Source organism: Pseudomonas sp. ok272 (assembly GCF_900109995.1).
Classification (GTDB): Bacteria; Pseudomonadota; Gammaproteobacteria; order Pseudomonadales; family Pseudomonadaceae; genus Aquipseudomonas.
In genome coordinates this window covers 196,452-209,515 of record NZ_FOCB01000008.1, presented here as the reverse complement: position 1 = coordinate 209,515, position 13,064 = coordinate 196,452, and the positions used below count along the sequence as shown (strand labels likewise).

Below are 13,064 nucleotides of genomic sequence, written 5' to 3'. Positions count from 1 at the left end.
TCTCTCGTTTATCAAAGTTTGGTCAGGGACAGGCCAGCCCACGTTGCGAGCAGCCCGCCGAACACGCTGATGGCCAGATACCCGAAGGCGATGGCCGCCTGCCCGCTTTCCAGCAAGCGCAGCGTATCCAGTGAAAAGGATGAAAAAGTGGTCAAGCCACCTACAAAGCCGACGATCAGGCCGGCACGAATCTCGATGGGCACGTCCCCACGCGTCAGGAACCAGCCGTAGAGCAAACCAATGAGCAGGCAACCCACCAGGTTGACCGCCAAGGTCGCTGCGTAAAAATGCCGTGGCCAATGGGCGCTGACCCACGTGCTGGCGGCGAAACGCAGTAATGTACCAGCGATACCGGCCACGGACACCGCAAGAATCGTTCGAATCACTATTTTCTCCGCTGCCGGGGACTCAGCCGATCCAGTTGCGCCAAATGATTGAGCTTTTCGCCGATCTTCAACTCCAAGCCTCGCGGTACCGGCCGGTAGAACGGCTGGGGCTCCAGCGCCTCGGGAAAATAGTCTTCGCCCGCCGCATAGGCGTCCGGCTCATCGTGGGCGTAGCGGTATTCATCGCCATAGCCGAGTTGCTTCATCAGTTTGGTCGGGGCATTGCGCAAGTGCAGTGGCACTTCCAATGAACCGTGCTCGGCCGCACTGCGCATGGCGGCCTTGAAGCCCATGTACACCGCGTTGCTTTTGGGCGCGCAGGCCAGGTAGGTAATCGCCTGCGCCACCGCCAACTCCCCTTCGGGGCTGCCGAGACGCTCCTGCACATCCCACGCGGCCAGGCACAGGCTCAGCGCACGGGGGTCGGCGTTACCGATGTCTTCACTGGCCATGCGCACCACGCGCCGAGCCAGGTACAAGGGGTCGCAACCACCGTCGATCATTCGCGCGAACCAGTACAACGCGCCGTCCGGGTTGGAGCCGCGCACCGATTTGTGCAGGGCGGATATCTGGTCGTAGAAGGCCTCGCCGCCTTTGTCGAAGCGTCGACGGGTGTCGCCGAGCAAGCTTTGCAGCAGGTCGACGCCGATCTCGCTGTCGTCTTCGGCCAGGTCCGAGGCATTCTCCAGCAGATTGAGCAGGCGCCGGCCATCACCATCGGCCGCCGACAACAGCATCTGGAAGCCTTCGTCGCTAAGGCTCAAGTGGCGCTTGCCGAGGCCACGCTCTTCGCTCAGCGCACGTTGCACCAACTTGTTCAGCGCGGCCTCGTCGAGGCTTTTGAGGACATAGACCCGCGCCCTGGACAGCAAGGCGTTGTTCAGTTCAAAGGACGGGTTTTCGGTGGTGGCCCCGATGAAGATCAACGTGCCGTCTTCGACATAGGGCAGGAACGCATCTTGTTGCGACTTGTTGAAGCGGTGCACTTCGTCGACGAACAGGATCGTGCGGCGACCGTATTGCGCGGCCTGCTGCTTGGCGATCTCGACGGCCTGGCGGATTTCCTTGACCCCGGCCAGCACCGCCGAGACCGTTTCAAAGTGCGCATCCGAGACTTCCGCCAGCAACCGCGCCAAGGTGGTCTTGCCCACCCCGGGCGGGCCCCAGAAGATCATCGAGTGCAGGGCACCCTGCTCCAGTGCCTCGCGCAATGGCTTGCCGCGCGCCAGCAGGTGCTCTTGACCGACGTACTCATCCAGGTTGGCCGCACGCAAGCGGGCGGCCAAGGGCTGGGCGATCGGGGCGCTGCGAAACAAGTCCATCACTGCGTTTGCAACCTCACTGGTTCCTGGTTCCACTCATCGTAATCGCTGTGGGAGCGAGCCTGCTCGCGAAGGCGGTGGGCCTGTCACCCTCAGTGTTGACTGTCCCGCCGCCTTCGCGAGCAGGCTCGCTCCCACAAGGTCCCGCGTCTTACTCTTGAATCACATCCGCGCCTTTCGGAATGTCGAACTTGAACGTGGAGGCCGGGATTGGCTGGTTGGCCTTGACCCCGGTGAACAGGATATTGGTGCGCTGGCCGACACTGTCGATCAGCTGCATGTCATTGACCAGGCCGTTGCGGAACGACAGGCGCAGGCTGTCAAACAGCGTGTCCTTGGTTTTCGGCTTGAGGGTGAAGTCGATCACCCCGCCCGCTTCCTTGGCGCTGATGTCAAAGCTTTCGCTGATTTGCGAGACATCGCCGGACAGCAGCAGCGCCGGGGTCTGGGTCAGGCGCGGGTCGAGCTTCTTGATCGTGACCTGCTCCAGGTCCGGGTCCCACAGGGTGACTTTCTTGCCGTCGGACACCACGGTTTGCTCGGCCGGGGCATTGGTGTGCCAGTAGAACAGGCCGGGACGCTGCAGCGACATCTCACCGGCGGTTTGCTGCAACTGGGTGCCACTGCCATCGAGGGTCAACTGGGAGAACGTCGCGGTGAGGGTCTGCGACTTTTCCAGCAATTGGGTCAGGCGCGCCACATCCTTGTTATCGGCGTGGGCCGAGAGCGTGGTTAAAGCCAATACCGGCAGCAGCAACATGCGGATAAGACGCATGGGAATCCTCGTAGATGTTCGAATCAATGGCGCGCCGCGTGCGATCACGCGGCGCCGATCAATCGCGTGAAGGGCCAGGGGCCAGGACTTCACGCGAACCGTTGGTGTTCATGGAGGTCACGACCCCAGCCATTTCCATGGCCTCGATCATGCGCGCAGCGCGGTTGTAGCCGATCTTGAGCTTGCGCTGTACCGCGGAGATGGACGCCCGGCGACTTTCCAGTACGAACTGCACCGCTTCGTCGTAGAGCGCATCGGTTTCGGCATCGTCGTCGCCACCGCCGCCGCCATTTTCAAAGCCGCTGCCCGCTTCCTCGACACCGTTGAGAATATCGTCGTTGTACTCAGGAGCACCGCGCAGCTTCCAGGCTTCAACCACCCGGTGAACTTCATCGTCGGACACGAACGCGCCGTGAACCCGAATCGGCAGGCTGGTGCCGGGTGGCATGTAGAGCATGTCACCGTGCCCCAGCAGTTGCTCGGCACCGCCCTGGTCGATGATGGTCCGCGAGTCAATCTTGCTCGACACCTGGAACGCCATGCGGGTCGGGATGTTGGCCTTGATCAGGCCGGTGATCACATCCACTGACGGACGCTGGGTCGCAAGGATCAAGTGAATGCCGGCAGCACGGGCCTTCTGGGCGATACGGGCGATCAACTCTTCGACCTTCTTGCCGACGATCATCATCATGTCGGCAAATTCGTCGACCACCACCACGATGGTCGGCAGCTTGGTCAGCAGCGGTGCTTCGTCGTGAATGCTTTCGCGGTTGTACAGCGGGTCCGCCAGCGGTGTGCCGGCATCCTGGGCTTCCTTGACCTTCTGGTTGAAGCCCGACAGGTTACGCACGCCCATCTTCGCCATCAGCTTATAGCGCCGCTCCATCTCGGCCACGCTCCAGCGCAAGGCATTGGCAGCATCCTTCATGTCGGTGACCACCGGGCACAACAGGTGCGGGATGCCTTCGTAGATCGACAGTTCAAGCATTTTCGGGTCGATCATGATCAGCTTGGCGTCTTCCGGGCCGGACTTGAACAGGATCGACAGGATCATCGCGTTCACCCCCACCGACTTACCGGAACCGGTCGTACCGGCCACCAGCAAGTGCGGCATTTTCGCCAGGTCGACGATGATCGGCTTACCGCCGATGTCGTGGCCCAGGGCCAGGGTGACCGGGGATTTGGCGTCATCGTATTCAGGCGTCGACAGCACTTCGGAGAAGCGCACGATCTGGCGATCTTCGTTGGGAATCTCGATACCGACCGTGGTCTTGCCCGGAATCACTTCGACCACGCGAACGCTGGTCACTGCCAACGAGCGCGCCAGGTCCTTGGCCAGGTTAGAGATGCGACTAACCTTGACGCCCGCGGCAGGCTGGATCTCGTAGCGGGTGATCACCGGCCCCGGGTGAATCGAATCCACGGTGACTTCTACGCCAAACTCCTTGAGCTTGATTTCCAGCAAATGGCCGACCGCGGCCAACGACTCAGGGGAATAGTTGAGCTGTTTCTTTTCCGCAGGGTCAAGGATCGAGATCGGTGGCAAGGTGCCTTCCACGGCACTGTCGACAAACAACGGCGCCTGTTTCTCTTTTTCCACGCGTTTGCTGGGGGCTGCCGGCTTCGGCGGCGCCGGGGCGATCACCGGAGGCAACTGTTTTTCGCGCTCGGACATGTGCTTGCTCAAGGCCTGCTCGCGTTCAAGCAAACGCTCCTTGACCTTGGTCTGCTCGCGCTTGTCGGTGACGGTCGGGGATACTTCATGCACCCGATCATCGACTTCACGCAGTTGCGCAACCAGTTGCTTGCGTTCGGTACGGGCCGTCCACCAGCGATTGGCGGCGCCCTGAAACAGTTCGAAAAGGTCCAGGGTGATTTTGCCGGTGATGTCCATGACCTTGAACCACGACAGGTCGGTGAACACCGTCAGGCCAAACAGAAACAGGGCAATGAACATCAAGGTACTGCCCTGGATGTTCAGCGCATTCCTGGCCAGGTCCCCCAGGCTTTCACCGAGCGCACCGCCGGCACCCGCCGGCAACCCGGTCGCGGCATGGAAGTGAATGTGGGCCAGGGCGGCCCCCGACAGGATCAGAAACACCAGGCCGATCAGGCGCCAGGAAAACAGCCAGCCGCTCCACTGCCACGGCTCGTGCCGCTGGCGGAAAATCTGGTAGGTCTTGATCGCCAGCAGCAGCGGAAAGATATAGGCAAAGTAACCCAGCACCATGAACAGGATGTCGGCGCTATAGGAGCCGGCCGGGCCACCGAAGTTCTGCACATCGTCGATCTTGCTGTTATGACTCCAGCCCGGATCGTCCTTGCCATAGGTCAGCAAGGCCATCATCAGGAACAGGCACAAGGCGCCAATGGCGATCAGCGCACCTTCCTTGAGCCGGTAGTGCAAGTGCTGACGCCAAAGCGGAACAACAGTTTTAGGTGCTGCGGTGGATTTCTTCAAAACGCTTCTATTCCTGCGCCCAAGGCGCGTCCATCTGTTGAATGACTATAAAAAACTGCCCAATCCAGGCAGGTAAAAAAGTGAACAGGCACAACTGGGACTACTTTTAACACTGCGTCCTGGCTCTTATAAACACGGCGCCTGCTGAATATAGTGTTACAGGTCGGCATTGTACGGGTTTGTGAGTCTGATGACATGCTTCAAACCGTCGGGTAGAGCATAGCCAAAAGTACGTGGAGCACGCGTCAATTTGAGCATGCATTGTCTTTTGTGACAAAGGCTTATGAGGTGTTTTTATGAGCGTAGCTAAGCATTCACGTCTAATCATTCTAGGTTCCGGCCCGGCTGGCTACAGTGCCGCCGTCTACGCCGCTCGCGCCAATCTCAAGCCCGTCGTCATTACCGGAATGCAGGCAGGTGGCCAGCTCACGACCACGGTCGAGGTCGACAACTGGCCCGGCGACGTCGAAGGTCTGACCGGCCCGGTCCTGATGGAGCGCATGCAAAAACACGCCGAGCGCTTTGATACACAGATCGTCTACGACCACATCCACACCGCCAAGTTGCAGCAGCGCCCGTTTGAGCTCACCGGCGACAACGGCACCTACACCTGCGACGCACTGATCATTGCCACCGGCGCTTCGGCGCAGTACCTGGGCCTGCCCTCCGAAGAAGCCTTCGCCGGAAAAGGCGTGTCCGCCTGCGCCACCTGCGATGGGTTCTTCTATCGCAACCAGGTGGTCGCTGTCGTCGGTGGTGGCAATACCGCCGTCGAAGAGGCGCTGTACCTGTCCAACATCGCCAAGGAAGTCCACCTGATCCACCGCCGGGACAAGCTGCGCGCGGAGAAGATCCTTCAGGACAAGCTGTTCGAAAAAGCCGCAACGGGTAATATCCGCCTGCATTGGAACCAGAGCCTGGACGAAGTATTGGGCGATGCGAGCGGTGTCACCGGCGCTCGCCTGCGCGACAGCCTCACCGGCGCAACCCAGGAACTACCGCTGATGGGCGTATTCATTGCCATTGGCCATAAGCCCAACACCGACCTGTTCGCTGGCCAACTGCGGATGCATGACGGTTACTTGCGGGTGCGCGGCGGCAGCGAAGGCAATGCCACCGCCACCGAGATTGAAGGGGTGTTTGCCGCCGGCGACGTCGCCGACCATGTCTATCGCCAGGCGGTGACTTCTGCCGGTGCCGGTTGCATGGCCGCGCTGGACGCTGAAAAATACCTCGACGACAACTGAATCAGACAACTTCGCGGCAGGTCGGACCTGCCGCCGCCCTCCCCCTCTGACAAGCTGGATGCCATGCTGACCTGGTTACAACGTGACTCCCTGAGCTTCCCACCCTTGGAAAGGGCCATGCGCGAGCCCAACGGACTGCTCGCCGCGGGTGGCGACTTGTCCGCCGATCGCCTGATTCAAGCCTATCGTCATGGCTGCTTCCCCTGGTTCTCACAAGGCCAACCAATCCTCTGGTGGTCCCCGGACCCACGCACCGTACTGTTTCCCGAAGAGCTGCATGTGTCGCGCAGCCTCGGCAAACTGCTGCGACAAAAGCGCTACCACGTGACGTTCGACCAGGATTTCGCGGCCGTCATCAGCGCCTGCGCGGCACCGCGCGAGTACGCCGATGGCACGTGGATCACCGCCGCCATGCAAAACGCCTACATCGAGTTGCACGCCCGCGGCCACGCCCACTCGGTGGAAGTCTGGGATCAAGGCGCCCTGGTGGGTGGCCTCTACGGACTGGCAATGGGGCAGCTGTTTTTTGGTGAGTCGATGTTCAGCCGCGCCGACAATGCCTCCAAGTTTGGCTTTGCCACGCTCGTCCAACACCTCAAGACCGCCGGTTTTGTCCTGATCGATTGCCAGATGCCAACCGAGCACCTGCACAGCCTGGGCGCCCGCTCGATCCCCCGCCTTGAGTTTGCGCGCTTTCTCGCGCAACACCTCGACCAACCCAACCAGGCCACATGGGTTTGCTAGGCGACTTTTGCGCCCGTGGCTTACACTTAATCGAACAGCCAGACCCGAGGGTTGATTCATGACCGAGTTGGCGCGCCTCAAGTTTTATGCCACTCAGCCCCACTCTTGCAGCTACCTGCCGGAGGAGCAGGCGACAACGCTGTTCCTCGACCCTAGCCAGCCCATGGACGTGCATGTCTATGCCGACCTGTCAGAGATGGGCTTTCGTCGCAGTGGCGACCACCTGTACCGGCCCCATTGCCAGAATTGCAATGCCTGCGTGCCGGCACGCATTCCCGTCGCCCAATTCGCGCCAAACCGGCAGCAGAAGCGTATTTTCAAGCGCAACGCCGATTTACACGTGCGCCCGGCCAAGCCCGGCTTCAGTGAAGAATATTTCGACCTGTACCAACGTTATATCGAGCAGCGCCACGCTGACGGCGACATGTACCCGCCCAGCCGCGATCAATTCTCCACCTTCCTGGTCCGCGACCTGCCGTTCTCGCGCTTCTATGAGTTCCGCCTGGAAGGTCGGCTACTGGCCATTGCGGTGACCGACCTGCTACCCAACGGTTTGTCGGCGGTCTACACCTTCTACGAGCCCGAGGAGGAACGCCGCAGCCTGGGACGGTACGCGATCCTCTGGCAAATCAGCGAAGCACAGCGCCAGGGGCTGGACGCGGTGTATCTCGGGTATTGGATCAAGAACTGCAAAAAAATGAATTACAAGACCCAGTATCGCCCCATCGAGCTGCTGATAAATCAGCGCTGGGTGGTACTGAACTAGGGTCACCCCTTAAAGCTCTTGGCTTAAACCCCATTTTTCGGGCACAATGCACGCCGCTTTTGCCTGGCGCAGTTGCACCGGGCCATTCATTGGATACCGAGGGCTTTACTGCATGTCGAAAGAAGACAGCTTCGAAATGGAAGGCACTGTCGTCGACACCCTGCCCAACACCATGTTTCGTGTGGAGTTGGAAAATGGGCACGTCGTAACCGCGCATATCTCCGGCAAGATGCGCAAGAACTACATTCGTATTCTTACCGGTGACAAAGTGCGCGTCGAGCTGACGCCCTATGACTTGAGCAAAGGGCGCATCACTTACCGCGCTCGCTAATCAAGTCAATACAAAACGCCCGGCTCATACCGGGCGTTTTTGTTTGCCTGCGATTTGACAGCCCACGTGGGCACTAGTCTGCTCGCGATTGCGGCGGGCCAGCTTGCCTTGACGCTGGATGCACTGGCCTCTTCGCCAGCAAGCCGGCCTCGCTCCCACAGGGGCAGGCAGACAGCAAAAAGGCGCCTTTCGGCGCCTTTTTGCTTTATCACGACAACCGTCAGGCCATTTCAGCCGTGGTTTCGAACTCAAAGGTGAGTTCGCCGTCCTTGATGTCGATGTGCACCACACCGCCATGGTCGGCCAGCTCGCCAAAGAGAATCTCCTCAGCCAGCGGACGCTTGATCTTATCCTGGATCAAGCGTGCCATTGGTCGGGCCCCCATGGCCGAATCGTAACCACCGGCTGCCAACCAACTGCGCGCGGCATCGGTCACTTCCAACTGCACGCGCTTGTCTTCCAACTGCGCCTGCAACTCGGTAAGGAACTTGTCCACCACGCTCTTGATGACCTCATGACTGAGGCGACCAAACTGGATAATGGTGTCCAGACGGTTACGGAACTCTGGCGTAAAGCTCTTCTTGATCACTTCCATCGCATCGGACGAGTGGTCCTGATGCGTGAAACCAATCGAAGCGCGAGCTGCAGTTTCGGCACCGGCGTTGGTCGTCATGATGACGATCACGTTGCGGAAGTCCGCCTTGCGCCCGTTGTTATCGGTCAGCGTACCGTGATCCATCACCTGCAACAGCAGGTTGAAGACTTCCGGATGCGCCTTCTCGATTTCATCGAGCAACAATACGCAATGAGGCTGCTTGGTAATGGCCTCGGTCAACAAACCACCCTGGTCAAAACCGACATAGCCTGGAGGCGCACCGATCAGACGCGATACGGTGTGGCGCTCCATGTACTCGGACATGTCGAAACGCACCAGCTCGATCCCCAGCGCCTTGGCCAATTGCCGCGCGGCCTCGGTCTTGCCCACGCCCGTAGGGCCGGCGAACAGGAACGAGCCTACCGGCTTGTCAGGCGATTTGAGGCCGGCGCGCGACAGCTTGATCGCGGTGGACAGCGAATCGATCGCCGCATCCTGGCCAAACACCGTCAGCTTCAGGTCACGCTCAAGGTTGCGTAGCAGCTCCTTGTCAGAACTGGTGACGTGCTTGGGTGGAATCCGCGCGATCTTCGCAACGATGTCCTCGACCTGAGGCACCTCGATGCGCTTGACCCGCTTCTCGACCGGCTGCAGGCGCTGGTAGGCACCCGCCTCATCGATGACATCGATGGCTTTGTCCGGCATGTGCCGGTCATTGATGTAGCGCGATGCCAGTTCGGCTGCGGCGCGCAGGGCCTCATCACTGTACTCGATGCCGTGATGGAGCTCGAAGCGCCCCTTCAGGCCACGCAGGATGCCAATGGTGTCTTCCACCGACGGCTCCGACACATCGACTTTCTGGAAGCGTCGCGCCAGGGCCCGATCCTTCTCGAAAATCCCGCGGAACTCCTGGAATGTGGTCGAGCCAATACACCGGATATCACCCGAGGACAGCAGCGGCTTGAGCAGGTTCGAGGCATCCATGACACCACCGGACGCCGCACCGGCACCAATGATGGTGTGGATCTCGTCGATGAACAGGATCGCCTGCGGACGCTTCTTCAATTCATTGAGCAACGCCTTGAAACGCTTTTCAAAGTCGCCACGGTACTTGGTCCCCGCCAGCAACGCGCCCAGATCAAGGGAATACACCACGCTGTTGGCCAGCAGGTCAGGCACTTGATTATCGACGATGCGCTTGGCCAAGCCTTCGGCAATCGCGGTTTTACCCACGCCCGCCTCGCCTACCAGCAACGGGTTGTTCTTGCGTCGACGCGCGAGGATCTGCGCGACGCGCTCAACTTCCATCTCGCGCCCGACCAATGGGTCGATACGACCCTGGCGCGCCAATTCATTGAGGTTGCTGGCGTAGGTGTCCAGGGGATTACTTGAAGAAGAAGGCTCTCCACCTTCTTCATCCTGCATATCCTGCTCACCCTCGGAGTGATCGCCGTGCCCCGGCACCTTGGAGATACCATGGGCGATATAGTTGACGACATCGATGCGGGCGACGCTCTGCTGTTTCAGCAGGAACACGGCCTGGCTTTCTTGCTCACTGAAGATTGCAACCAGCACGTTAGCACCGGTGACTTCACGCTTACCCGAGCTCTGTACATGAAACACAGCACGCTGCAGTACACGCTGGAAGCCCAGGGTTGGCTGGGTTTCGCGATCCTCGTCATGGACAGGAATCAAAGGCGTGGTGGAGTCGATGAACTCTTGCAGGTCATGCTTGAGCTTGTCGAGGTTTGCGCCACAGGCACGCAAAACGGTGGCGGCAGCCTCATTATCCAATAGAGCCAACAGGAGATGTTCGACGGTCATGAACTCATGACGTTTCGAACGCGCCTCCTTGAAGGCGAGATTGAGGGTGACTTCGAGCTCGCGGTTTAACATAGCTTCACCTCATACCCAAGTGGTCGGCGTTAACCGTCCTTCTCGATTTCACAGAGTAGCGGATGCTGGCTTTCCCGGGCGTACTGGTTGACCTGCATGGCCTTGGTCTCGGCGATGTCGCGGGTAAACAATCCACATACTGCCCGTCCTTCTGTATGAACGGCCAGCATTACCTTGGTCGCCAGCTCACGATTCAGGTTAAAAAACACCTCGAGCACTTCGACGACGAAATCCATCGGTGTGTAGTCATCATTGAACAAAACCACCTTGTACATCGGCGGTGCCTGTAAGGCAGGCTTTGCCTCCTGTACAGCAATGCCTGCGGAATCGTCGTCGTGTGAATCCGGGCGATCCTGATTGAATGTTAGTCGAATCTGGCTGATTGCATGCATGGAAAGAAAGGTTCGTCAGTTGAGCTAAATACAGTGGTGGGGGCGGCCCTGGAGCTTTTCAACTCCGACTATCCGGTCACCTTGACTATCGGCAAAACAGTGTTACAACCAATAGAGCCCACAGTGGGTAAAAAAGTCCGTGCCGGTCGATCCCGCTTCAAGCGGTTTACCGAGGATTAACTGGATGATACTCCAGTGATGGAGTCTATTGCAGAGGGAGTTGGGTATGTCAGGTGTCAAGGTCAGCGGTAAGGTCAAGTGGTTCAACAATGCCAAGGGGTATGGCTTCGTCAATGAAGACGGCAAGACAGAGGATCTGTTCGCGCATTACTCGGCGATCCAAATGGACGGCTATAAAACCCTGAAGGCGGGCCAGCCGGTGTCCTTCGAGATCATCCAGGGGCCAAAAGGGTTGCACGCGGTCTGCATCGACAATATCAAGGAAGCGCACACAGCCCCCGAGGACACTCCCCAAGGACAAACCGTGACCGCATAACGCCCCAACAACTGCACGCCCCGATCATAAAAAAACCGGCCGACTCATTCCCATGAGCCGGCCGGTTTTTTTGCTTGAGGCAGACGTACTTACATGTGCGAGATCAGCGCATCACCAAACGCAGAAGACGACAGCAACGTCGCGCCGTCCATCAGGCGCTCGAAGTCATAGGTCACGGTCTTGGCCGAGATCGCGCCGTTGGTGCCCTTGATGATCAAGTCCGCCGCTTCGGTCCAACCCATGTGACGCAACATCATTTCCGCCGAGAGAATCAGCGAGCCCGGGTTTACCTGGTCTTTGCCGGCATACTTGGGCGCAGTGCCGTGGGTCGCTTCAAACATTGCCACGGTGTCGGACAGGTTGGCACCCGGCGCGATACCGATCCCGCCCACTTCCGCCGCCAGGGCGTCGGAGAGGTAGTCACCGTTCAGGTTCAGGGTCGCGATCACATCGTATTCAGCCGGACGCAGCAGAATCTGCTGGAGCATGGCATCGGCGATGGCATCCTTGACGATGACGTTCTTGCCGGTACGCGGGTTCTTGAACTGCATCCACGGGCCGCCGTCGAGCAAGGTGGCGCCGAACTCTTCTGCCGCCACTTCGTAGGCCCATTCCTTGAAGGCACCTTCGGTGAACTTCATGATGTTGCCTTTGTGGACGATGGTCAGCGAGTCGCGGTCGTTGTCGACCACATACTGCAGGGCCTTGCGCGCCAGGCGCTTGGTGCCTTGCAGGGAAACCGGCTTGACGCCGATGCCGCAGTTTTCGTCGAAACGGATCTTGGTGACACCCATTTCTTCTTTAAGGAACTTGATGACCTTGGTCGCCTCAGGCGAGCCGGCTTTCCACTCGATACCCGCGTAGATGTCTTCGGAGTTCTCACGGAAGATCGTCATGTCGACGTCGCCAGGCTTCTTGACCGGGCTAGGTACACCTTCGAACCAGCGCACTGGACGCAGGCAGACATACAGATCGAGTTGCTGGCGCAGGGCCACGTTGAGCGAGCGGATGCCGCCACCGACCGGCGTGGTCAGCGGGCCCTTGATGGAAACCACGTAGTCCTTGACCGCATCCAGGGTCTCCTGGGGCAGCCAGGTGTCCTGATCGTAAACCTGAGTCGCTTTTTCCCCAGCGTACACTTCCATCCAGGAAATCTTGCGCTCGCCGCCGTAAGCCTTCTTAACAGCAGCATCGACAACCTTGATCATGACCGGGCTGATATCAACGCCAATACCATCGCCTTCGATGAAGGGAATGATCGGGTTGTTAGGAACATTGAGAGAATGGTCTGCATTGACGGTGATTTTGTCGCCGACTGCTGGAACCTGAATCTTCTTGTATCCCATGCTGAACTCCATTGTTTGGATTGAACATCTGGCTTGGCCCGAGCGTACCCCAGTTGAATCGGCGCGCAAACCCTCCACCCCAGGCATTTATCGCAACGCCACACAGTTCGCCATCTACAAGCCTGAAAGCAAAGGGGAAAGCGCCAAACTCAAGCACCTGGGAGGACGCTACGCTCACCCCTCGCCTGCGACCTTTAGACCAATGGACGAGTCGAGATACATATGAACCATCGGCAGATTGCCAGCTACCTATGTATAATGCCGTCGCTGACCACAGAGTCACGACGGCGGACCTCTCTACGACGAG

At 59.2% G+C, this 13,064-nt stretch carries 12 protein-coding genes; 5 read left to right on the top strand and 7 right to left on the bottom strand.

Annotation, left to right across the window (positions count from 1 at the left end):
- Positions 1 to 11 precede the first annotated feature (11 nt).
- The 4 genes from crcB to BMW74_RS14000 all read right to left on the bottom strand — a co-directional run bounded on the left by crcB (position 12) and on the right by BMW74_RS14000 (position 4,944).
- Complete coding sequence (gene crcB, locus BMW74_RS14015; protein ID WP_093421298.1) at positions 12 to 386, bottom strand: fluoride efflux transporter CrcB; 375 nt, start codon at positions 384 to 386, stop codon at positions 12 to 14.
- Positions 386 to 1,708, bottom strand: a complete 1,323-nt coding sequence (locus BMW74_RS14010) for a replication-associated recombination protein A (protein ID WP_093421294.1) — start codon at positions 1,706 to 1,708, stop codon at positions 386 to 388. The genes crcB and BMW74_RS14010 overlap by 1 nt, the downstream gene beginning before the upstream one ends.
- Positions 1,709 to 1,859: 151 nt before the next feature.
- Positions 1,860 to 2,483 carry an outer membrane lipoprotein periplasmic chaperone LolA gene (lolA, locus tag BMW74_RS14005; protein ID WP_093421290.1) on the bottom strand — a complete coding sequence of 208 codons (624 nt, stop codon included), beginning with the start codon at positions 2,481 to 2,483 and terminating at the stop codon, positions 1,860 to 1,862.
- A 58-nt stretch (positions 2,484 to 2,541) separates the two neighbouring features.
- A complete protein-coding gene (locus tag BMW74_RS14000; RefSeq protein WP_093421286.1) occupies positions 2,542 to 4,944 on the bottom strand; it encodes a DNA translocase FtsK in 2,403 nt (800 codons plus the stop codon).
- 296 nt (positions 4,945 to 5,240) lie between these two features.
- Between BMW74_RS14000 and trxB the strand changes: the two genes are divergently transcribed.
- From trxB to infA, 4 genes are all read left to right on the top strand, one after another.
- Positions 5,241 to 6,191: a thioredoxin-disulfide reductase gene (gene trxB, locus BMW74_RS13995; protein WP_093421282.1), complete on the top strand. Its 951-nt coding sequence runs from the start codon at positions 5,241 to 5,243 to the stop codon at positions 6,189 to 6,191.
- 63 nt (positions 6,192 to 6,254) lie between these two features.
- On the top strand, positions 6,255 to 6,935 hold the full coding sequence (aat, locus tag BMW74_RS13990; RefSeq protein ID WP_093421277.1) for a leucyl/phenylalanyl-tRNA--protein transferase: 681 nt from the start codon (positions 6,255 to 6,257) through the stop codon (positions 6,933 to 6,935).
- Between the two features lie 58 nt (positions 6,936 to 6,993).
- On the top strand, positions 6,994 to 7,701 hold the full coding sequence (locus BMW74_RS13985) for an arginyltransferase (protein ID WP_093421272.1): 708 nt from the start codon (positions 6,994 to 6,996) through the stop codon (positions 7,699 to 7,701).
- Positions 7,702 to 7,813: 112 nt separating this feature from the next.
- Positions 7,814 to 8,032 (top strand): translation initiation factor IF-1, encoded by a 219-nt coding sequence (infA, locus tag BMW74_RS13980; protein ID WP_002553999.1) that lies wholly within the window; start codon positions 7,814 to 7,816, stop codon positions 8,030 to 8,032.
- 220 nt (positions 8,033 to 8,252) lie between these two features.
- Here infA and clpA read toward each other — a convergent pair whose 3' ends face one another.
- Entirely contained in the window at positions 8,253 to 10,523 is a 2,271-nt protein-coding gene (gene clpA / locus BMW74_RS13975; RefSeq protein WP_093421267.1) for an ATP-dependent Clp protease ATP-binding subunit ClpA, read from the bottom strand.
- Positions 10,524 to 10,552: 29 nt separating this feature from the next.
- On the bottom strand, positions 10,553 to 10,915 hold the full coding sequence (clpS, locus tag BMW74_RS13970) for an ATP-dependent Clp protease adapter ClpS (protein ID WP_093421263.1): 363 nt from the start codon (positions 10,913 to 10,915) through the stop codon (positions 10,553 to 10,555).
- Between the two features lie 226 nt (positions 10,916 to 11,141).
- Here clpS and cspD point away from each other — a divergent pair, with 226 nt between their 5' ends.
- Positions 11,142 to 11,411, top strand: a complete 270-nt coding sequence (gene cspD, locus BMW74_RS13965; protein ID WP_093421258.1) for a cold shock domain-containing protein CspD — start codon at positions 11,142 to 11,144, stop codon at positions 11,409 to 11,411.
- Positions 11,412 to 11,500: 89 nt separating this feature from the next.
- Here the strand turns inward: cspD and icd are convergent, their stop codons facing one another.
- The gene (gene icd, locus BMW74_RS13960; RefSeq protein ID WP_093421254.1) at positions 11,501 to 12,757 is read right to left on the bottom strand and encodes an NADP-dependent isocitrate dehydrogenase; all 1,257 of its coding nucleotides are present in this window, start codon (positions 12,755 to 12,757) and stop codon (positions 11,501 to 11,503) included.
- Positions 12,758 to 13,064: the final 307 nt, after the last annotated feature.